The organism is uncultured Desulfovibrio sp., from assembly GCF_944324935.1.
Taxonomy (GTDB): domain Bacteria; phylum Desulfobacterota; class Desulfovibrionia; order Desulfovibrionales; family Desulfovibrionaceae; genus Desulfovibrio.
This window is the reverse complement of record NZ_CALUYG010000018.1, coordinates 13698-33525: the sequence shown is the minus strand read 5'-3', so window position 1 is coordinate 33525 and position 19828 is coordinate 13698. Positions and strand designations below refer to the sequence as shown.

Here is a 19828-nt window from a genome sequence, read left to right as displayed (position 1 = left end):
CTCTCCCGGGACAAAAAAAGCCCTCCGCCACCGCACATCCCCGGGATGACCTCCGGCAGGGAGCATGCGGCAGCGGGCGGCCAGGGCCGTGTCAGGTTCCCTCCACGACCGCAAAAAGCAAAAGGCCTCCCGCATGCCCGGCATGCGGGAGGCCTTCGGCTTACTGCCGCTTCATGTCCTCGATGAGCGTCTCCAGATGTTGCGCCTGCGCCGCCAGGGATGATACCGCCTGCGCCGCCTCGCGCATGGCCTGCGCCGTCTTGTCGGACAGGTCGTTGACCTGCACGATGGACTGATTGATTTCCTCGCTGGCGGCGGACTGCTGCTCGCTGGCCGCCGCTATGGCCCGCACCGCGTCGGCTGTGGTCTCGGCATCGGTGACGATCTCGTGCAGGGCCACGCCGGACTGGCTGGAAAGCTCCGTGGCCTGGCCGATCTGGGCCACGGCCTTGTCCACCCCTTCCATGCTCTTGGTGGTGCTGTGCTGGATGGCGCTGATGGCGCTGCCCACCTCGGAAGTGGAGGCCATGGTCTTTTCGGCCAGCTTGCGCACCTCGTCGGCCACCACGGCAAAGCCTCTTCCGGCTTCGCCCGCGCGCGCCGCCTCGATGGCGGCATTGAGCGCCAGCAGGTTGGTCTGATCCGCGATGTCCGAGATGACGCTCATGATGGCGTTGATGGAACGGGCGTGCTCGTTGAGCTGCTGCATGTCCGTCCGCAGCACCTCGGCCACCTCCTGCACCTTTTCGATGCTGTCCACAGCCTGCTGCACCACGACGGCGCCCTGCTCGGCCTTGCTGCGCGTTTCGGCGGACATCTTGGAGGCGTCGGAGGCGTTGCGCGCCACTTCCTGAACGGTCGCGTTCATTTCATTCATGGCCGTGGCCGCTTCGGAAAGGCGCTGCGCCGAATCGGAAGCCGTGCGGTCGGACTGTTCGATCTGGACGGAAAGCTGCGTGGAGGCCGAGGTGATGATGCTCACCACTTCCTCGAGCTCGGTGGCGGCGGCGTACATGCCCTCACGCCTGGCATTTTCGGCGCGCTTGGCGGCCTCTTCGGCGCGGGCCGTGGCGGCCCTGGCTTCTTCCGTCGCCTTGAGGGCTTCGGAAGCCTTGCCCTCGCTTTCCTGGAGCAGGCGCTTGATGTTTTGCACCATTTCGCGGATGCCACGCGCCAGGATGCTGATCTCATCCCCGCGCCGTTCAGCCTTGCCGAGCTCCAGATCTTCCGCCGGCGTGGTCTCCAGGTCGCCCTTGGAGGCATGCTCCACCAGTTCGGAGCAGACGCGCAGCGGACGGGCGATACCCCGCGCGGTGACCAGGATGATGGCGCCGACCACCAGCGCCAGCGCGACCATCAGCGCCAGCACATTGATCAGCAGGTCGTGGGCGGGCTGCATGACTTCGTTCTTGTCCAGCTCCACGCAGATGAGCCAGCCCTCGGTGGGCATGGTCTCATAATAGACGATCTTGGTGAAGCCTTCCTTGTTGACGTACTCCAGCGAACCTTCCTTCTTCGTCAGCATTTCCCGCACATGCGGCAGCGCGCTTTCGTCAGTGCCGATGCGCGCGGGATCGCTGTGCATGATGGCCTCGCCCTGCGGATTATAGACATAGGCCGCGCCGAATTCGCCCATCCTGACAGCGCCGAGGATGTTCCGGCTGAGCCGGATGTTGTTCATACCCGCGTAAAAAACGCCGATGACCGTCTTGTCCAGGCGGATGGGCAGGCTGACGATGGTTGTCGTCTCGCCGGTGGCGCGGCTCTTGTAGGTGCCGAGACTTTCCTTGTTTTGCAGGCCGGACTGGATGTAGGGACGGTCGCCCATGTTCTTGCCGAGCAGATTGCCCGGCTCGTCCCGGCCGGAAACGCGGTGCAGCACCACCGTACCGTCCTTGACCACCACCCCGCAGGTATTGATGGCGCTGGTCACGCCGATGTAATGGCGCAGAGACTCATTGGCGCTGTCAAAATAGGTTTTGAGCTCGCTGCCCTTCACGCCGGCTTCATGCGCTTCCAGAAAATAGGTGATGCGCTGGTTTTCCACCGGCATGTACATGCCCTGGCGCAACGTGGTGAAGAAGTTGTCGATACCGATCTTGAGGGTATCGAGCACCACCGGCGCGTCCTTGCTGATCTGATTGTAGATGGCCCGGGCGGAACTGGAATAGCACATACCGGCAAGGACGCACAGCCCCAGCAGGGCGGGCACCAGAATAAAAAGAATCATCCTGCCTTGCAGTTTCAGTTTCATGGACAGCCTCTCAGGGGATCGTTAAAACATCAAGCGAACCAGTTTCCGCATCGCGCACGAGGGCTGCTGAGAAGCAGGGGGGGCCAGTCAAGCGTACGGAAGAAAAAAATAGGGACTCTGTCCGCCTTATCGACGGCTTTTTGGCAAAGTTGAGCCTTTCGGACAATATTTACCGTATTTTATCGTCCACAAACGGCCCGCCTGCCCGCGGACGCAAAATGGGGAGCAAGCTCCCCATTGCATCGTGCCGATCAAAGCCGGCGCGGGTCACACCGGTTTGTACATGGCGCCGCTGTCGGCGGAACTGACCATGTTGGCATAGCGCCGCAGCACGGGGTACGGGCATTCCTTGCGCGGCGGCGTCAGCTCGCCGCGCCGGCGCGCCAGTTCGGCCTCGTCCACCAGCAGATCCAGACGGCGGTTGGGGATGTCCACAAGGATGCGGTCGCCGTCGCGCACCAGCGCGATGGGTCCGCCGTTGGCGGCTTCCGGCGAGATATGGCCGATGGCCGCGCCATTGGTGCCGCCGGAGAAGCGCCCGTCGGTGAAGAGCGCCACATCCTTGCCGAGCCCCATGCCGGTGATGGCCGCCGTGGGCGACAGCATCTCGCGCATGCCCGGTCCGCCGCGCGGTCCCTCATAGCGCACCACGACCCCGTCGCCGGGCTTGATCTTGCCGTCCAGAATGGCCCGCATGGCGTCCTCCTCGCTGTCGAAGACGCGGGCCGTCACCTCGCGGCACATCATTTCCGGGGCCACGGCGGACTGTTTGACCACCGCGCCGTCAGGGGCCAGCGAACCCCGCAGGATGGCGATGCCGCCTTCCTTCGAGTAGGCCTTTTCCAGCGGACGGATGACCTCGGGATCGAGAATGCGGGCATGACGCTCCGCCAGGTTCTCACCCACGGTTTTCCCGGTCACGGTCAGGCAGTCCTTGTGGATGAGCCCCAGCTTGTCCAGCTCGCTCATCACGGCCGGGATGCCGCCGGCGTTGTCCAGGTCCACCATGTAGTGGCTCCCGGCGGGCGAGAGCTTGCAGAGGTTGGGCGATTTGCGGCTCACCTCGTCAAAGACGGAAAGGTCGATATCCAGCCCCGCCTCATGGAAGACGGCGGGCAGATGCAGGGTCGTATTGGTGGAGCAGCCCAGGGCCATGTCCACGGCGATGGCGTTCTCCACCGCGCCGCGGGTGACGATGTCGCGGGGCAGGATGTGACGCTCCAGCATCTCCATGACCCGCATGCCCGCCTGTTTGGCCAGCCGGATACGGGCGGCGTGCACGGCCGGGATGGTCCCGTTGCCGGGCAGGGCCACGCCGATGGTCTCGGCCAGGCAGTTCATGGAATTGGCCGTGAACATGCCCGCGCAGGAACCGCAGCCGGGGCAGGCGCGCTCTTCCCAGCGGGCGAGCTCCTCTTCGGTCATCCGACCGTTGCGCACGCGCCCCACGCCTTCGAAAACGGTGATGAGGTCGCCCTTGCGCGTCGTGTCCAGCGTGCCGGGCAGCATGGGCCCCCCGGAAACCAGGACGGACGGGATGTTCAGGCGCATCATGGCCATGAGCATGCCGGGCACGCACTTGTCGCAATTGGGGATGAAGACCAGCGCGTCAAAAGCGTGCGCGCGGGCCATGATCTCGATGGAATCGGCAATGAATTCCCGGGACGGCAGAGAGAAACGCATGCCCTCATGGTTCATGGCGATGCCGTCGCAAACGGCGATGGCGGGGAATTCCAGCGGCGTGCCGCCCGCCATGCGGACGCCCGCCTTGACCGCCTCGGCCAGCTTGCCGAGGTGAAGATGCCCGGGAACGACCTCGCTGGCCGCGTTGACCACTCCCACCAGCGGGCGCTCCATTTCCTCGCGGGTCAGACCCAGCGCGTACAGGAGGGAACGATGCGGGGCCTTTTCCAGCCCGGCTTTCATTTTTTTGCTGCGGCTTTCGTCCATGATGCCATCCTTGTGCTGTAAAACGAATTCGTCCGGCGCGTATCCCCGGACAGACTTTTTGTACGGCAAAAGCCCGACCTTGGGAAGAGCCGGCCCGACCTGTCCGCGCCATCCGGCGCCGGACATCCGCAAGCGGCAAATCCGCTTGAAATGGCCGGCAGGAATCGGCTAGTCTGGCGGGCATGCAACGCTCCACCCCCACCCTGGCCCGGCGCTACCTCTACAAACTGCTGGCCAATGTGGCCTCCGTACCGGTCTATCTGGTCATGGAAGCCATCCTGCCACGCGCGCTTGGCCCGCAGATGTACGGCAACTACAGCTTTGCCACCAATCTTTTCCAGCAGCTCTCCGGCTTTCTGGACATGGGCACATCCACCTGTTTTTACAACGCCCTGTCCCGCCGCCAGCATGAGACCGGCCTCATCGCCTTTTATCTGCGCGTCAGCCTGCTCGTGGCCTGCATCAGTCTGGGACTGGCCTGGCTCATGCAGATCCCCGCGGCGGGGAGCCTGCTCATGCCCGACGTGCCGGCCTGGCTGGCGCCGCTGGCCGCCGTCTGGGCCTTCCTCACCTGGTGGGGGCGGGTGCTGCGCTCCATGAACGATGCCGTGGGCGCCACCGTGCCCTCGGAGATGTCCCGCACCGTCATCGCCCTGCTGGCCGTCCTTGCACTGGCAAGCCTCTACTGGCTGGACATCCTCAATGTCTACAGCCTGTTCGGCCAGCAATACGCCATGCTGGCGGCCACGGCGCTGGGCTACTGGGCAGTGAGCAAAAAAACCTGGGAGGAGCGCTTCGGCCGGGAGGGACGCTTCAGCCTGCGGCTGACTGGCGGACAGACCCGTGCCTATGCCCGGGAGTTCTTCCATTACAGCCACCCGCTGTTCGTGCAGGCCCTGCTGACCTTCGCCATGCTCAGCGTGGAACGCTGGCTGCTCCAGTGGTTCGACGGCAGTACCCAGCAGGCCTACTACGCCCTTGCCCAGAAAGTCTGCATCGCCTGCTTCCTGTTCGTCTCCGCCATGACCCCGCTCATCATGCGCGAATTCTCCATTGCCTGGGGCAACAAGGACATGGAAGGCATGGGACGTCTCATGCAGCGCTTCGCCCCCCTGCTCTATGCCGTTGCCGCCTACTTTTCCTGTTTCAGCGCCGTGGAGGCCGGGGCCCTGGTCAACCTCTTCGGCGGCGCGGAATTCGCCCCCGCCGTCCTGCCGGTGCAGATCATGGCCTTTTACCCCCTCCATCAGGCCTATATGCAGCTTGCCAGCTCCGTTTTCCATGCCGCCGGCCGCACCCGCACCACCCGCAACATCACCATGCTGGACGCCGTCTACGGCTTTGCCGCCGTCTGGCTGCTGCTTGCGCCGGAGGAATATCTCGGCCTGCATCTGGGCGCTGTGGGGCTGGCCTGCAAGACCGTGGGCGTGCAGTTCATCACGGTCAACATCCAGCTCTACATGGCCTCGCGGCTCATCCCCTTTTCCTGGCTGCGCAACCTGGCCCATCAGTTCTGGTGTCTTGCCGTGCTGCTGGGGCTGGCCCTGGTCTGCCATGAACTGACGCTGCTGTGCGGCATTGGCGACGCCGTCTCCCTGCCGCGCTTTCTCTGCGCCGGCGTGCTCTACACGCTGTCCGCCCTGCTCGTCCTCTTTCTGCTGCCCGCGCTGGCCGGGCTGCGGCGTGACGAACTGACCGCCTTCCTGCGTCGTGTCCTGCCGCGGCGGACGCCCTCCTGACGCCGTCCCTCCGACGATCTGCCAGACATCCCGCCGACGCCCCGACACGCCAGCAAAGCGCCGCCCTCTTGCGGCACAGGCAAAAAAGCGGTCTTCTCCGCCCAGACGGAGAAGACCGCAACGATCGCGTCCCCATGACGGCAGGCAGCCCCTGCCCTTCCCCGCGGCGACGAACTCGCCGCGACATGCCGCGCCTAGAGCTCGCCCGTCCCCCAGGCGGTCACCACAAGGTCGTACAGCTTTTCCGAAAGCGCCTTGAGGTCGGGCTTGGTGTACTGGGCGTCGGCCCCCACCACGCCGCACTTGCGGGCCAGGCTCTCATTGATCATGGACGAGAAGATGGCCACGGGCAGCGCCTTGAGGATGGAATCCTCCTTGATGCGCTTGCAGAGGGCCAGACCGTCCATGGTCGGCATTTCGATATCCGTGATGATCCCCTGCAGGTAATGGGAGATGGGCACATTGTTCTCTTCACACAGACGGCGCAGGCGGCAGAGCTCGTTCCAGGCTTCCTGCCCGTTGACGCATTGCTGAACCTCGAAGCGTCCTTCCTTGGTCAGCAGGTCGAGCACCAGCACCCTGATGGAGGAGGAGTCGTCCACATGCAGAATCTTGTAGACGCGCCCGTCCACGGGGCGTTTGGCCGTATCCAGATCGAAACGGATGGCCATTGCCGGATGGAGCTCGGCCACGATGGCTTCCAGGTCGAGCAGGAAGATGACCCGCTCTTCCAGGCGCACAACGCCGATGACCGAACTCTGGCTGATGTTCTGCAGGAATTTGCCCGGCGCCTCCACATCCGTCCAGCTCAGGCGGTAGATGCGGTTGACGCCGGAAACCAGAAAGCCCGTGCAGACCGTATTGAACTCCGTCACGATGATCTTGGCGTCTTCGTTGGCAATGGGCGTGCTGCCCAGATATTTCGCCATGTCGATGAGCGGGACGATGCGCCCGTTGCGGTGGGAAAAGGCCCCCAGCACGGCGGGGTGGCGCATCTCCGGCATGGCCGTGACGTTCTGCCGCCGGATGATCTCGACCACCTTGGCCACATTCAGCCCGTAATGACCTTCGTACCCGTCCTGATTGACGTAAAACTCCACGATTTCCAGTTCATTGGTGCCGGTTTCAAGAAGAATGTTTGTCTGCGACATAGGTACTCCGGATGGGGCAATGCAAACGTCATCACACGTTTCCATCAAACCTTTACGGCAGCCCGCCAAAAAAGATTAGCGCCCCCGTCGAAAAGAGAGCGGGGGCGTCGGACGTAACGGTAACGGCGTGCCTACTTTGCAAAGAGTTCCGTGGACATGTAGCGTTCGCCCGTATCGCAGGCAAGGGTCACGATATTTTTGCCGCGCATGGCCGGCCGGGCCGCCACACGCAGCGCAGCCGCCACATTGGCTCCCGTGGAAATGCCCGCACAGACGCCGCAGGTACGCATGAGCAGGCGCGATGTGCGCAGGGCTTCTTCCGTGGAGACGGTCAACACGCCGTCCAGCAGCTCGCGGTCCAGGATGGCGGGCACGAAGTTCGCGCCGATGCCCTGGATGCCGTGCGGGCCGGCCTTGCCGCCGGAAAGCAGCGGGGATTCGGCCGGCTCCACCGCATACACGCTGACGTCCGTCCCGTTCTCCTTGAGGTAGCGCCCTATGCCCGTGATGGAAGACCCGGAGCCGACGGCGGCCACCAGCACCTGCATGGTTCCCACGCTGTCCTGGAAGATCTCCGGCCCGGTGGTGCTGTAGTGCGCTTCCACGGCCCAGGGATTGGTGAACTGCCCGAGGATGATGCCCCCGCGCTCCACCGCCAGCTGTTCCGCTTTCCTGACGGCGCCGCCCATGCCCTCCGCGGCCGGCGTCAGCACCAGCTCGGCCCCGAGGGCTTCCAGCAGCCGCCGGCGTTCGATGCTCATGGTCTCGGGCATGGTCAGAACGCATTTCAGGCCGCGCACGGCCGCCACCAGCGCCAGTCCGATGCCGAGATTGCCGCTGGTCGCCTCCACCAGTGTGCCGCCGGGGAGCACGTCGCCCCTGTCAAGGGCGCGGTCCACCATATGAAAAGCCACACGATCCTTGATGGAGCCGCCGGGATTGCAATTTTCCAGCTTGAGCCAGACCGTACCGGGCAGATCGCCGCACAGGGGGGAAAGTTGTAACAGGGGGGTATTGCCGATACTTTGCAGGACCGTCGTCAGCATGAAGACCTCTCTCCGGTGGATATTTTTCAAATAATAGGCCAAACAGTACCGGTTGGCAACGATGGTCCTTCTTGACAGTGCCGCGGGACAGGACGTAGTCTTTTCAAGAAAAACAGGCAGTGCCCCTGTCTGCGTATGTGCATCATCTGCCATCAAGGAGTTGCCCATGAAGAGCCTTCGAACCTGTCTGCTGATCCTTGCCGCATGCGCCCTCACCCTGCATCTCGGCGTCCGCGCGGCGGCGGCCAGGGCCGATGTGGTCGAAGTTTACGCCAATGCCGTCATCAGCGCCGACACGGAGATGCTGGAAAAGATCCTTGCCCCCAACTACTGGCATATCGCCGCCAACGGCCATATCCAGGACAAGGAACATTTCATTGCGAGCATCAGGAACAAAAAGCTCGTCATCGATCATCTGACCCTGTCCAACCTGCGCCGCAGCATGATCGGCGGCTGTACCCTCCTGACGGGCAACGGCATCCTGCGTGGTACGGCCACGCCCGCCCTGCCCGAAGGCTTGATGCGTTATTCCGTCGTCATCGCCAGGAATGGCGATACGGAACAGGTCGTCCTGTTCCAGGCTACCCCTGTCGTCCCGTCTGCCGACTGCAAGGACGGCAATTGCGCCATCCGCTGATCCGGGAGAGTCCCATGTACAAACCCCGTCTTTGCCTTGCGCCCTTTCGACCCTGACCCTGACGCCTCTTGCTGATGCCCGGGCCGGTTTTCTTGGCCCCAGCAGCAATGCCGCCTCACCCACGACCCGCTTGCGGAATGCGCCCGCGGCGAGGAGATGACCACCTGTTCCCTGACCGGACACCTGACCAGCCACGAGCACCGCAACCGCTATGTGTTCGAGGCCGGGGGCGGTCAGATGATCGTGGACATTCCGCCCCATGTCTTCGGGCAGACCGATGTCCGTCCGGAGCAGACCATCCGCATCACCGGCGAGATCGGCGGCAAGCGCCACCCGGATCGGCAGGACCCGCACCTGCGTGTCCGCTATATTGAAGTTCTGCCCTGAAAACAGTGAAAGCTGCCCCATTGCGGGAGAACTGAACCAGATGCCGCCGGCGACCCTGAAAATGGACAAGCCGGCGGCATAGCTGTATCCTGAGAGATACCATCACCCAGGACATATCCATGACCAGGCTCTGCTTCTTGCTGTTGCTGCTGGCCGCTTTGGGCGGTTTGCCCATGATCTTCAGCCCGTTATCCAACGAGGCCATCCTCGGACATAGCGCGCTGCTCTGTATCCCCCCCATCGTCATGGCCTTGCAGGCGGCCGCCCCCCGCAAAAATCCGGCGCTTTTCCTGATGGCCTTTGGCCTCAACTTCTGGGGGCTCACCAACGGGAACCTCGTCGGCGCGCTTCTGGTTCCGGCCTTTGCCGGTTGCCTGGCGCTGCCGTGCGGCCTGTTGCTCCACGCGGTCGTTCGCGCGTTCAGGCCCGGAGACCGGCGTCTCCTTCTGCTGCTGACCCTTTTTGCCGGCATCTTCGGGATGCATCGCTTCTATGCCGGGCGCCCCTTGTCCGGCCTCTGCATGCTGATGCTGACCCCGCTCGGTCTGATCCTCCTTGTGGCCTTCATTGGCGTGTTCCCGCTCAGCGCGGTGACGATCTGGATGCTGGTGGATCTTGTTTTCGTCGCAAGTGGGCGCTTCAGGGATGGACAGGGCCGCCGCATCACCGGGTGGCAGGATGAAGGAAGGGACGAGAGCAACTCGCGGAGCCGCCGCAGGCTTACGCTGCTGACCATTTTTCTGGGAGTCGTCGGGGCACACCGCTTCCTTGTCCGGCGTCCGTATACCGGGCTCTGCATGCTATGCCTGTTCCTGGTGAACGTGTACTCCCTGCAGTGTATCCCGCTCATGAGGGAGGCCACCGACTTCATGTGGATCCTCCTTACCTTCCCGTTGCAATTGAGCTGGCTGCTCAGCGACATCGCTGCCGTGAGCTGCGGCTGCTTCAGAGACGGCAGAGGACGCCCCGCCACCGCCTGAGAAGCGAAATAACTCAGTCGGCGGGAGAAAGACATCCTCCCCTCCTCTGGGGCGACAGCATGAACGCCGGGAAAGACCTGCTTCACGAGGCAGTGAGGCGAGGAGACGCGAGACGGCGGGGCAAGTCCGCGTCTTCGCGCATTAGGGCATTTTCAGTGTGAAACGCTCCGCGTTTCACACCATACAGCCTGGCGTTTCACGGAAAAACGCGGTCATTCCGCCTGATTTCGACGGGCGGCGCTGTGCCGCCGACCGCGTTCCGCCTTTTTCACAGGCAAAACGCCCTATGCGGGACGGCGCTCGGCCTGCGCGGCCTTGAGCTGACCGCAGGCGGCCTTGATGTCCTGCCCCTTGGACTTGCGGATGATGGCCGTGATGTGACGATCCCAGAGCATCTTCTCAAAGGCCAGCACCCGCTCCGGCGTGGGGGCTTCGTAGGGGGCGTTCTCGGCGGGATTGTAGACGATGAGGTTGAGCTTGCCCTTGATGTCGCTGACGATGCGCGCCAGTTCCCGCGCGTGTTCCGGCCCGTCGTTGACGCCGCCCAGCAGCAGGTATTCAAAGGTGATGCGTTCCCGTGTCTTCAGCGGATAGGACTTAAGGGCGGCCAGCAGCTCCTCCAGCGGCCAGCGTGCCGCCCTGGGCATGATGCGCGCCCGCAGCTCCTGCGTTGGCGCATGCAGCGAAACGGCCAGAAAGGCCAGGCCGCTTTCGCCCAGCTCGCGCAGGCCCTTTTCGATGCCGCAGGTGGAGACGGTGATGCGCCGCGGCGAGAAGTTGAGGCCCCTGTCGTCATTGAGGCTCTGGAGCGCCCGCATGACCTCGCGCAGATTCAGCAGCGGCTCGCCCATGCCCATGAAGACGAGATTACGCAGGATGGGCCAGTCCGGCCGGTTGTCACCCAGATGGGCGCGGGCCACGAGGATCTGACCCAGTATCTCGCCCATACGCATGTTGCGTTCAAAGCCCATCGTCCCCGTGCTGCAGAAGGTGCAGCCCATGGCGCAGCCCACCTGAGAGGACACGCACTGCGTCCAGCGGCGGCTGCCGTCCCGGGACTCCGAGGGGATGAGCACGGTCTCCACTTCCGCCCCGTCGGCAAGGCGCAGGAGGAACTTGGTCGTGCCGTCGCGGCTTTCCTGCACGCGTGTCACTTCCGGCCAGGCGATGGTCGCGCACTGGGCAAGACGGGCCCGGCAGGCTTTGGAGACGTTGGTCATCTCGTCAACGTCGCGGGCCATGCGCTGCCAGAGCCATTGCCAGACCTGCACGGCGCGGAAGCGGGGCTCCCCCAGCTCTTGCTGCATCCAGTCCGTCAGCTCCGGGAGCGTAAGATCGAGCAGATTGACCATATCGCCTAGCTGCCGACACGCCGGGCGTAGGCGCGCACGAAACGCACGGCGGACGCGTTGTCCGTCACTTCGCCGGCGATCTGGGCTTGCAGCAGCGCGTCACGGATGATGCCCACCAGCGGCCCGGGGGCCAGGCGGGTCTCGTTCATAATCTCATTGCCGTTGAGCAGGGGTTCGAGCATCTGTTCCGGCGTCTCGGCCCGCTCAAGGTATTTCATATTATGATTGAAGGCCGTGAAGTTGCCGTCCCGCGCTTCCACATCGGCACGGGCCATGGCGATGAGGCGGGGATATTCGTCCAGCGCCTTGAAGCGGCGGATGCCGCGGTCGGTCATCATGAAGTGGAAGCGCATGTGGTAGCGCACCAGATGGCAGAGCAGGTCGATGTCCTCCGTCGTCAGATGGAGACGGCGCAGGATCTTGCGCGTCACCTTGGCGCCCACCCGATGGTGCTGGTAGAAGGTCAGCTCGCCATCAAAATACTCGCCGGTGAAGAGTTTGCCCACATCATGGAAGAGCATGGCCAGCGTGCCCAGCCAGTCGTAGTGGAAATCCTTTTCAGGATAGTGCCGCATACACTGGAGCGTATGCTCGAACACGGACTGCTCCTCGCCCGTGTTGGTGTTGCGCTCGCGGATGCAGGCCAGCGCGGCCACTTCGGGGATGAGCCCCTGGAGGATCTGCGCGTCATAGAGCAGCCGGACGAAGCGGTGCATGGCCTCGGCCGATACCTGCCGCCATTCGCCCATGATGTCCGGCGCCGGCACATAATCCAGCACGCGGGAGGCGCTGCGCACGATGGCCAGCCAGGTATTGGGCTCGATGGGCACATCGAAATTGGCGGCGAAGCGCAGGGCACGGATGGCCAGCAGGTAATTATGACGCAGGGTCTCGTCCGGCAGGCCGGAAAGCCGGATGGCCCCGCTCTTGACCTCGGAAAAGCCGTCGTAGATGTTGCCGGTATCCTGCGGCGCGGCGCAGCCGCTCAGACGCAGGGTCAGCCGCTCGCGCGGCTCGAGCTGGGCCGCGATGGTCGGCGTGATCCGCATGAGCGAGAGCTCGGGATGGCTCGAGTCCTCCACCACCAGCGGATAAAAGCGGATGGTGACGCCCTCCTCCTCCAGCTGGGCAAGGAGGGGGCCCTCCTCCGCGGGCACAAGCGCGGGAAACAGCTTGCCGAGCACCTCGATATCCGGTTCGCAGGCAATGTCCACCGCCGAAACGTCGCTGGTCTCCAGCAAATGCTGTTGCAGGGGCGCATTGACGATATGGGCATCATATCCGTTGCGCAGCATGGTCGTGCAGATGGTGGTGGCTACCTTGAGCGCTTCGTGCATGGCAATCTCCTGTGACGGCATCAGGCGGGAAGAGACAATGGGGATCCTGCCGGTCGCCCGGCAACCCAAGGACTATACGCCAGAACGGCGCAGGCCGCAACGGTGCGTCCCGCGCATTTCCCCTTGCAGAAAAGGAAAAACCCCGTGCCGGGGCACGGGGTTCGGTAAAGCCAGGGCAGGAGAGACCTAGTCGCCGAAGTGACCCGCTTCCCGCTTCACGCCCAGGGCGATCTTCCAGAGCAGGGAGAGCACCAGGGCGCCGATGGCGTACACGCCGAGCGCAACGGCGATTTCCATGCAGGTGGGCGCGTAGTCGGTGATGCCTTCGAACATGTTGGGCGTAAAGCCGCCGATGAGCAGGCCGAGGCCCTTGTCGATCCAGCTGGCCACCACCAGCATGATCAGGGCAAGGGGCAGCAGGGGCCCGTTGCGCCATGCCGGCGGAATGAGGATGACCAGCGAACCCAGCGCCATGATCACGGCGCACCACATCCAGTTGCTCACCCAGGCCAGATGCCCGGCATGCGCGCCGAACAGGAAGGCGATGGGATGCTGATGCCCGGGGATGCCGGAATAGAAGGCCGTGAAGATCTCCAGCAGGTAGAAGAACACGTTGACGCACATGGCGTAGGTGATGATGGTCGTCAGGGTTTTCACGGCGTCGCGGCCGGGATCAAAGCCGGTGAGGCGGCGCACGATGAAGACCAGCAGCAGCAGGATGGCCGGACCGGAGCAGAACGCCGAGGACAGGAAGCGGGCGGCCATGATGGCGGTGAGCCAGTAATGGCGGCCGGGGATGCCGGCGTAGAGGAAGGCGGTCACGGTGTGGATGGAGAAGGCCCAGATAATGGACAAGTAGATGAGCGGCTTGATCCACTTGGGCGGTTCCACGTCCAGGCGTTCGGCTTCCAGGGTCACCCAGCCGATGATGGCATTGAGGGTCAGGTAGCCGATGAGCACCATCATGTCGTAGAACATGACGGAATTGGGCGTGGGATGCAGCATGACGTTGAGCATGCGCTGGGGCTGGCCGAGGTCCACCAGGATGAAGAGCGAGCACATGCACACGGCGGCGATGGCCATGAATTCGCCGAAGATGATCATGCGCTTGAATTTCTTGTAATGGTGGAAGTAGGCCGGCAGCACCAGCATGACGGCCGAGGCCGCCACACCCACGAAGTAGGTGAATTGCGAGATGTAAAGGCCCCACGAGACATCACGGCTCATGCCGGTGATGCTGAGGCCCTGCTGCAGCTGCTGCAGGTAGACGAGACCGCACCCCGCGATGACGCAGACCAGGAAGAGCAGCCACAGATAAAAGGTCCTGGGACCGGTAAGTACTTTTTCAAGCATAGCCAGTTCTCCCTAGATGAGGTAGTACACGCCGGGCTGCGTGCCGAGGTTCGGCTTGCGGCGAATGCTGTAGTTTTCGGCCAGGGCGTGCCGCACATCGGAGTTGGGATCGTCCAGATCGCCGAAGATGATGCGCCCGTTGGACGCCGCCACGCAGGCGGGCATCTGACCCACGGCCAGACGCTCGGCGCAGAAGGTGCACTTTTCCACCACGCCGATCATGCGGGTGGGGAAGGTCGGGTTGGGCACTTCCTTGGGCAGATGCTTACGCGGATCCATGAAGTTGAAGGAACGCGCGCCGTAGGGACAGCCCGCCATGCAGAAGCGGCAGCCGATGCAGCGGTGGTAGTCCATGGCCACGATGCCGTCGTGCATCTGATAGGTGGCCTGGGTGGGGCAGACGCGCACGCAGGGCGGGTTGGTGCAGTGGTTGCACAGCAGCGGGAACATGCGATCCTTGATGGCGGCCGTCTGGTAGGCGTTGATGTCATCCGGGAAGGCGCTGTCGAACTTGTCCAGCCAGAACCATTTGATGTTCTGGTTGCTGCCTTCGATGGTGGGCACGTTGTGCGCCTTGTGGCACGCATCGATCAGGGGCTGGTAGTCTTCCGGGCCCTTGAAGGCGCGCGTGTCGATGACCATGGCCCAGCGCCTGGCCTTGAGGGCCGCGGCGCCCACCTTGTAGCTGCTGCCGGGCATGGTGGCGGCCGCCTGAGCGGTGGAAGACAGGGCTGCCACACCACTGCTCAGGGCAAAGGCTGAAAGGCCCGCCACTTTGAGAAAGCTTCTTCTGCTCTTGTTCATTACTTCTTCCCCTCGGGAGTGATGTGGCAGGTCCAGCAGTACGGATACACGCTGTTGGCGATGTGGCACTTTTCGCAGAAATTGGCGTAGTCGTTGTGACACTTCAGACAGGTGTTCTGGAGACTGATGGTCCATTCCTTGCCGGTGGAGGAGACATAGACGCGCTTTTCGTTGCGCAGCGCCTGGTCACGCCACTGATTGAGCAGGGCCATGTGTTCGGCGCGCATGTATTCCACAGGCTCGACGCATTCCTTTTCGTTCTTGGGCAGCACCACGTCGGGCCGCTTGTAGTCGGCCTTGCCGACATTGAGCCAGAACGGCGAGCTGAACAGCGCCGCGAAGATGACGGCGCCGACAATAACTGCTTTGGCGTTATACATGGACTACTCCTCCCCCTGCTCCGCATCGTCTTCGGGTTCATCGGGATCCACATTGGGCAGGTCTTCCTGGCGCAGGTCCATGGTGCGCTTCTGTTCGCCCTTCATCACGAGGGCGTTGCCCACCAGCTCGTGCAGGCCGCTCACGGTCACGCCCGGGGCCCAGTAATTGGCCAGGGGGGTGAGGGTCGCACGGTCAATGGCGCAGACGCAGGCCATGTGGTTGACGTCGTACTTCTGCTGCACATAGCGCAGGGCATTACCGCGGGGCATGCCGGCGCGCATGCGCAGTTCCATGATCTCTTCGGTGTTCAGACCGGAACCGGAGCCGCAGCAGAAGGTCTGCTCGCGGATGGTGTTTTCCGGCATTTCCACGAAGTTGTTGCACACCGCCTTGAGGACGTAGCGGGGCTCTTCCAGCAGGCCCATGGCGCGCGCCGGGTTGCAGGAATCATGGAAGGTCGTGATGATGTGATCGTTCCGGCTGGGATCGAGCGTGATCTTGTTGTTTCGGATGAGGTCGGCCGTGAATTCGGCGATATGCACCATCTTGGTGGACGCGGCGTTCTCGAAGCGCGTGCCGGTGATGGGCGAAGTGGGCACGTCCATCATACAGGACGGGGCCGGACCGTTGTAGGTGGCCATATACTGGTTGACGACGCGCCACATGTGGCCGCATTCGCCGCCGAGGATCCATTTCGCGCCCAGGCGCTCGGCCTCGGCGTACATCTTGGCGTTCAGCTTCTTGGCCATGTTGAAGGACACGAAGGAGCCGAAGTTGCCGCCTTCCGAAGCATAGGTGGAGAAGGTGTAGTCGAGATCCAGCTCATGGAAGAGCAGCAGATACCCCATGAAGGTATAGATGCCCGGATCGGCGAACACGTCGCCGGAAGGCGTGATGAAGAGGATCTCGTGGCCTTTCTCGTTGAAAGGCGTCTTGGGGCGGATGCCGGTGATGGTCTCGCAGTCGTCGGCCAGCATCTCCACGATCTCCACGAAGGAGTGCGGCTGGATGCCCAGGTGGTTGCCCGTGAAGGAGCAGTTTTTCACCGGGTCCATGATCCAGTGCGTGCCGAGACCCACTTCATGCAGCAGTTCGCGCACGATGGCCGTGATTTCGGCCGTGTCGATGCCGTAGGGGCAGAAGAGGGAGCAGCGACGGCACTCGGTGCACTGATAGGCGTAGTAGAACAGTTCCTTGACCACGCTCTTGTCCCAGCCGCGCGCGCCCACGCTGACGCCGAGCAGCTTGCCCAGCATGGTGTAGTCGCGCCGGTAGAGGGAGCGCAGCAGTTCCGCGCGCAGCACCGGCATGTTCTTGGGGTCATTGGTCCCCAGGAAGAAATGGCACTTGTCGGCGCAGGCGCCGCAGCGCACGCAGATGTCCATGAAGAGTTTGAGGGAGCGGTGCTTTTCCAGCCGTTCCTCAAAGGCGTCGCAGAGGATCTTTTCCCAGTTGTCGGGCAGATTCCAGTCTTCGGCGGCCGGGTCCCACTCATGCGGGTGCGGCATGTGCAGGCGCTCCATGGTTTCGACCTTGGCCGGATAGCAGAAGCTGCCCGGCGCGAATTCCGGCTTTACGTCAAGCCAGCTGCCAGCGGGAAAGTCCTTGCGGCTGGCCATGAGTTCGTGTGGCGTAGGCAATTTAGCCATGATGTAAACTCCTTACTCGGCGGCCTTTTCGGGTTGCTTTTCCAGCGGCAGGCCAGCTTCGGCCATGAACTCGCGGTACTCATCCTCGTACTCGGCATAGGTGAAGAACTGCTTCGGAGGATTCCAGGGGTTGACGTGGCGCACGCGGCGGGTGTCGTTGGGCACGTTGCGCGTGGGGCTGAAGAAGATGCCCGGCATGTGCATGAGCTTGGAGAAGGGGAAGTACAGCAGCAGCACGCACACGAAGGTCAGATGCACCACGAAGAGCGACGGCAGACCCGCCGTGCTCACGGGCGAGAGATGCACGAGGCCCATGATGAACACCTTGACGGAGGCGATGTCGGCCTTGTCGAAATAGCGCATGCACAGCCCGGTGGCCACGATGCCGATGAGCAGCAGCAGCGGGAAGTAGTCATTGAGCAGCGAGATGTAGCGCACGCGCTCATTGACCAGACGGCGGGTCAGCAGGAAGAGCAGGGCCACCAGCAGCAGACCGCCGCTGACGTAGAAGCGCGGGACGCCCACCTGCATGAGGCCGTCGAAGGTCTCGATCCAGGTGATGCAGGCCGGCACGGGATCCAGGAAGAAGCGGAAATGCCGGATGATCACCACAAGGAAGCAGTAGTGGAACAGCAGGGCGAAGACCCACAGCCATTTGGAGGAATAGTAGACGACACGGGGGCCCTTGTTGACCGGGTCGTTCAGCAGCACTTCGGCATGCGTATTGCGGAAAAGAGACCGGAAGGTCAGCACTTCCAGCAGCATACGCACCACCGTCTGTCCGGTGGTACAGGGGCAGTCCCATTTTTCCTGTTTGATGAAGTCCAGGGACGCTTCCTGGCCGCCCGTCGTGGGGATGCGGAACGGCACGGGCGACTTCGCCCAATACACCATGCGCCTGATGACGCCCACTACAAAGATGATTACCGCCACATAGGGCAGCACCACGCTGAACAGGAAAGCAAGCCCGCCGGCCGCTCCCGCCCAGGCGATGCACCCGATGAGCGCCACCATCGCCAACGCTGCGATCATTCCCTACCTCGCTTGGAAATGTGTTAGCTTTTGCCCGAAACCGGGCTGCCATCCACCGTCTGCGCCCAGCGCACGACCTGCGCGCACTGGGAGCGGATCTCGGTGATGCGCGATTCGGCCAGCGTCTCGCGCGCCTCCGTGTACATATCAAAGGCCAGCAGCACGATGCTGTCCAGCCGTGATTCCGCATTGAGATACGCGGCACGGGCCCTGTCGCCCGTGCACAGCGGCAAGAGCTGCTCGCGCATGATGGGCTTGAGCAGGAAAAACACGCCGATGGCCTGACTGGGCGTCATCTTTTGCACGGCCCGCAGGCGGACAAAGCGGTCAATGGCCTGCCGCACCGTCACCGGGTCGGTGTCCTCCCCGGACACGGCATCGAACAGGCGTCCGGCCGCCTCGTGCGTCATGTCCCCCACCGGATTGGTGAAGGGATCTTTTCGTGTTCTGAGAAAACCTGTTGTTTCCAGCGGATAGGTGGCATAGACCGCTTCTATCCATTTGCTGATCACCGCTTCTTTCTGCGGGCGGAAGATATCATGAATTTTCATGGGCCCAACTTTTCACAAGCTAGAGTCAAAAGGCGTTTAGATATACGAAACAAGCGCACATCGCGTCAAGCCCTGTTCCGCGCGGAACAGGACACGACGCAGGCGTGACAGCAAGGCCGGGCGGACCCGGGCTATTCGGGGCAGGGTGTCTGCCCGCCGCAGCTTCCGGCAACCGGGTCCTCAAAAGGATCCGCGTTCCCGGACACCCCCTGTGCCCCCGTCCCGCCGCGCGGCGTCAGTCCCCCCATCACGGGCTCCAGCGGCAGCGAGGACGCGGAAGGTCGCGCGGCCGGCTCCCGGGCGGGGGCCTCCTCCTGCCGGCGGGCCCCGCCTTGCGGACGGGTTGCCAGCATGGACGGCAGGCCGCGATACTCGATGAAGGGAACGGTCTGCGAGCCGGAAAGGTAGACGTGCGCCTTGTTGCGCAGCAGACGCAGGCGCAGCCAGAGCATATCGGGCGACAGCGCGGCCAGTCCGCCGGGATCTTCCGCCTTTTTGGCCAGCTCAAGAGCTTCTTTCATGTTGTGACCGCGCTCCACGGCCTCACGCATGGCGGCGACCATGTACACATCCTCAGGCGTTTCGGCCACAGGATAGAAGGCCACGCTCACATTGCCGGACAGGGCATCGATGGCCTGGGCACAGGCCGTGCAGGACGGCGAATAGAACACGCGCACCGAGGGCGCGCCGCTGGGGTCGCTGATGCTCCAGACCGACGCGGCAAGGCGAGCCGAAGCGCCGGCATTGATGAGGAAGAGCACGAGCCAGCACAGCACCAGGAGGGATCGCCGGACCGGCGCGCCCTTGCCCTGCGGGTCCATGTCCGCCCGCCGGAAGCAGGCGTACACGCCGGCAAAGAACACGGCCGCCCCGAGGCAGCTGATGCACGGGGCCGTGGCGGCCATGAGCAGCAGCAGCAGGATGTCCCCCGCCAGGGCAAGCCCGGCGATGACGCGGCCCACGCGCGCCGCCCCCACAAGCGCCAGCAGCGCCAGCACGGCGAAGGTGACGGCGCCGATCCACCAGAGGGATACGCCGCCAAGATTGGCGTCCTGATACAGGCTGCACCCCTCGGTCACACAGACATTGACGTCATTGCCGAAAGCTGTCCAGACACAGTAGACGACCGCCACAAGGGCAAGACTGAGTGTGCCGCTTAGCACGCCGTGCGAATTCTTCATGAGCTCCTGCCGGGTCACGCCTGAGGCGCGTTGTGAATTTTTTT

General features: G+C 63.4%; 17 protein-coding genes. 4 read left to right on the top strand and 13 right to left on the bottom strand.

Annotated elements, in window-relative coordinates; all coding sequences use genetic code 11:
• Positions 1–160 precede the first annotated feature (160 nt).
• The gene (locus Q0J54_RS05840) at positions 161–2254 is read right to left on the bottom strand and encodes a methyl-accepting chemotaxis protein (protein WP_296304524.1); all 2094 of its coding nucleotides are present in this window, start codon (positions 2252–2254) and stop codon (positions 161–163) included.
• A 267-nt stretch (positions 2255–2521) separates the two neighbouring features.
• Positions 2522–4204: a dihydroxy-acid dehydratase gene (gene ilvD, locus Q0J54_RS05835; RefSeq protein WP_296304523.1), complete on the bottom strand. Its 1683-nt coding sequence runs from the start codon at positions 4202–4204 to the stop codon at positions 2522–2524.
• Between the two features lie 182 nt (positions 4205–4386).
• On the opposite strand from ilvD, the gene Q0J54_RS05830 reads away from it, so the two are divergent.
• Complete coding sequence (locus tag Q0J54_RS05830) at positions 4387–5943, top strand: lipopolysaccharide biosynthesis protein (RefSeq protein WP_296304522.1); 1557 nt, start codon at positions 4387–4389, stop codon at positions 5941–5943.
• 194 nt (positions 5944–6137) lie between these two features.
• On the opposite strand, the gene Q0J54_RS05825 is transcribed toward Q0J54_RS05830, so the two are convergent.
• Both Q0J54_RS05825 and cysK read right to left on the bottom strand, forming a co-directional pair.
• Positions 6138–7094, bottom strand: a complete 957-nt coding sequence (locus Q0J54_RS05825; protein ID WP_296304521.1) for a chemotaxis protein — start codon at positions 7092–7094, stop codon at positions 6138–6140.
• A 131-nt stretch (positions 7095–7225) separates the two neighbouring features.
• On the bottom strand, positions 7226–8140 hold the full coding sequence (cysK, locus tag Q0J54_RS05820; RefSeq protein WP_296304520.1) for a cysteine synthase A: 915 nt from the start codon (positions 8138–8140) through the stop codon (positions 7226–7228).
• 166 nt (positions 8141–8306) lie between these two features.
• On the opposite strand from cysK, the gene Q0J54_RS05815 reads away from it, so the two are divergent.
• The 3 genes from Q0J54_RS05815 to Q0J54_RS05805 all read left to right on the top strand — a co-directional run bounded on the left by Q0J54_RS05815 (position 8307) and on the right by Q0J54_RS05805 (position 10144).
• On the top strand, positions 8307–8777 hold the full coding sequence (locus tag Q0J54_RS05815) for a nuclear transport factor 2 family protein (protein WP_296304519.1): 471 nt from the start codon (positions 8307–8309) through the stop codon (positions 8775–8777).
• 156 nt (positions 8778–8933) lie between these two features.
• The gene (locus Q0J54_RS05810; RefSeq protein ID WP_296304518.1) at positions 8934–9164 is read left to right on the top strand and encodes a NirD/YgiW/YdeI family stress tolerance protein; all 231 of its coding nucleotides are present in this window, start codon (positions 8934–8936) and stop codon (positions 9162–9164) included.
• A 119-nt stretch (positions 9165–9283) separates the two neighbouring features.
• The gene (locus tag Q0J54_RS05805; RefSeq protein WP_296304517.1) at positions 9284–10144 is read left to right on the top strand and encodes a TM2 domain-containing protein; all 861 of its coding nucleotides are present in this window, start codon (positions 9284–9286) and stop codon (positions 10142–10144) included.
• Positions 10145–10428: 284 nt separating this feature from the next.
• Here the strand turns inward: Q0J54_RS05805 and rlmN are convergent, their stop codons facing one another.
• The 9 genes from rlmN to Q0J54_RS05760 all read right to left on the bottom strand — a co-directional run bounded on the left by rlmN (position 10429) and on the right by Q0J54_RS05760 (position 19784).
• Positions 10429–11496 (bottom strand): 23S rRNA (adenine(2503)-C(2))-methyltransferase RlmN, encoded by a 1068-nt coding sequence (gene rlmN / locus Q0J54_RS05800; protein WP_296304516.1) that lies wholly within the window; start codon positions 11494–11496, stop codon positions 10429–10431.
• A gap of 5 nt (positions 11497–11501) precedes the next feature.
• The gene (locus Q0J54_RS05795) at positions 11502–12833 is read right to left on the bottom strand and encodes an HD domain-containing protein (RefSeq protein WP_296304515.1); all 1332 of its coding nucleotides are present in this window, start codon (positions 12831–12833) and stop codon (positions 11502–11504) included.
• Positions 12834–13019: 186 nt separating this feature from the next.
• Entirely contained in the window at positions 13020–14186 is a 1167-nt protein-coding gene (gene dsrP, locus Q0J54_RS05790; RefSeq protein ID WP_296304514.1) for a sulfate reduction electron transfer complex DsrMKJOP subunit DsrP, read from the bottom strand.
• 12 nt (positions 14187–14198) lie between these two features.
• Positions 14199–14990, bottom strand: coding sequence for a sulfate reduction electron transfer complex DsrMKJOP subunit DsrO (gene dsrO, locus Q0J54_RS05785; RefSeq protein WP_296304513.1), 792 nt, complete (start codon positions 14988–14990; stop codon positions 14199–14201).
• Positions 14990–15370 (bottom strand): sulfate reduction electron transfer complex DsrMKJOP subunit DsrJ, encoded by a 381-nt coding sequence (gene dsrJ, locus Q0J54_RS05780; RefSeq protein WP_296304512.1) that lies wholly within the window; start codon positions 15368–15370, stop codon positions 14990–14992. The genes dsrO and dsrJ overlap by 1 nt, the downstream gene beginning before the upstream one ends.
• A gap of 3 nt (positions 15371–15373) precedes the next feature.
• Entirely contained in the window at positions 15374–17020 is a 1647-nt protein-coding gene (dsrK, locus tag Q0J54_RS05775; RefSeq protein ID WP_296304511.1) for a sulfate reduction electron transfer complex DsrMKJOP subunit DsrK, read from the bottom strand.
• A 12-nt stretch (positions 17021–17032) separates the two neighbouring features.
• On the bottom strand, positions 17033–18052 hold the full coding sequence (gene dsrM / locus Q0J54_RS05770) for a sulfate reduction electron transfer complex DsrMKJOP subunit DsrM (protein ID WP_296304510.1): 1020 nt from the start codon (positions 18050–18052) through the stop codon (positions 17033–17035).
• 23 nt (positions 18053–18075) lie between these two features.
• A complete protein-coding gene (locus tag Q0J54_RS05765; RefSeq protein WP_296304509.1) occupies positions 18076–18603 on the bottom strand; it encodes an RsbRD N-terminal domain-containing protein in 528 nt (175 codons plus the stop codon).
• Positions 18604–18734: 131 nt separating this feature from the next.
• Positions 18735–19784: a hypothetical protein gene (locus tag Q0J54_RS05760; RefSeq protein ID WP_296304508.1), complete on the bottom strand. Its 1050-nt coding sequence runs from the start codon at positions 19782–19784 to the stop codon at positions 18735–18737.
• Between the last annotated feature and the right edge of the window lie 44 nt (positions 19785–19828).

What these genes read in the sequence shown, in the direction of transcription:
- Q0J54_RS05760 (WP_296304508.1), bottom strand. Translation starts at nt 19,784, where the DNA reads ATGAAGAATTCGCACGGCGTGCTAAGCGGCACACTCAGTCTTGCCCTT.
- Q0J54_RS05825 (WP_296304521.1), bottom strand. Translation starts at nt 7,094, where the DNA reads ATGTCGCAGACAAACATTCTTCTTGAAACCGGCACCAATGAACTGGAA.
- Q0J54_RS05815 (WP_296304519.1), top strand. Translation starts at nt 8,307, where the DNA reads ATGAAGAGCCTTCGAACCTGTCTGCTGATCCTTGCCGCATGCGCCCTC.
- cysK (WP_296304520.1), bottom strand. Translation starts at nt 8,140, where the DNA reads ATGCTGACGACGGTCCTGCAAAGTATCGGCAATACCCCCCTGTTACAA.
- ilvD (WP_296304523.1), bottom strand. Translation starts at nt 4,204, where the DNA reads ATGGACGAAAGCCGCAGCAAAAAAATGAAAGCCGGGCTGGAAAAGGCC.
- dsrO (WP_296304513.1), bottom strand. Translation starts at nt 14,990, where the DNA reads ATGAACAAGAGCAGAAGAAGCTTTCTCAAAGTGGCGGGCCTTTCAGCC.
- Q0J54_RS05810 (WP_296304518.1), top strand. Translation starts at nt 8,934, where the DNA reads ATGACCACCTGTTCCCTGACCGGACACCTGACCAGCCACGAGCACCGC.
- Q0J54_RS05765 (WP_296304509.1), bottom strand. Translation starts at nt 18,603, where the DNA reads ATGAAAATTCATGATATCTTCCGCCCGCAGAAAGAAGCGGTGATCAGC.
- dsrM (WP_296304510.1), bottom strand. Translation starts at nt 18,052, where the DNA reads ATGATCGCAGCGTTGGCGATGGTGGCGCTCATCGGGTGCATCGCCTGG.
- dsrJ (WP_296304512.1), bottom strand. Translation starts at nt 15,370, where the DNA reads ATGTATAACGCCAAAGCAGTTATTGTCGGCGCCGTCATCTTCGCGGCG.
- Q0J54_RS05830 (WP_296304522.1), top strand. Translation starts at nt 4,387, where the DNA reads ATGCAACGCTCCACCCCCACCCTGGCCCGGCGCTACCTCTACAAACTG.
- dsrK (WP_296304511.1), bottom strand. Translation starts at nt 17,020, where the DNA reads ATGGCTAAATTGCCTACGCCACACGAACTCATGGCCAGCCGCAAGGAC.
- Q0J54_RS05795 (WP_296304515.1), bottom strand. Translation starts at nt 12,833, where the DNA reads ATGCACGAAGCGCTCAAGGTAGCCACCACCATCTGCACGACCATGCTG.
- Q0J54_RS05805 (WP_296304517.1), top strand. Translation starts at nt 9,284, where the DNA reads ATGACCAGGCTCTGCTTCTTGCTGTTGCTGCTGGCCGCTTTGGGCGGT.
- rlmN (WP_296304516.1), bottom strand. Translation starts at nt 11,496, where the DNA reads ATGGTCAATCTGCTCGATCTTACGCTCCCGGAGCTGACGGACTGGATG.
- Q0J54_RS05840 (WP_296304524.1), bottom strand. Translation starts at nt 2,254, where the DNA reads ATGAAACTGAAACTGCAAGGCAGGATGATTCTTTTTATTCTGGTGCCC.
- dsrP (WP_296304514.1), bottom strand. Translation starts at nt 14,186, where the DNA reads ATGCTTGAAAAAGTACTTACCGGTCCCAGGACCTTTTATCTGTGGCTG.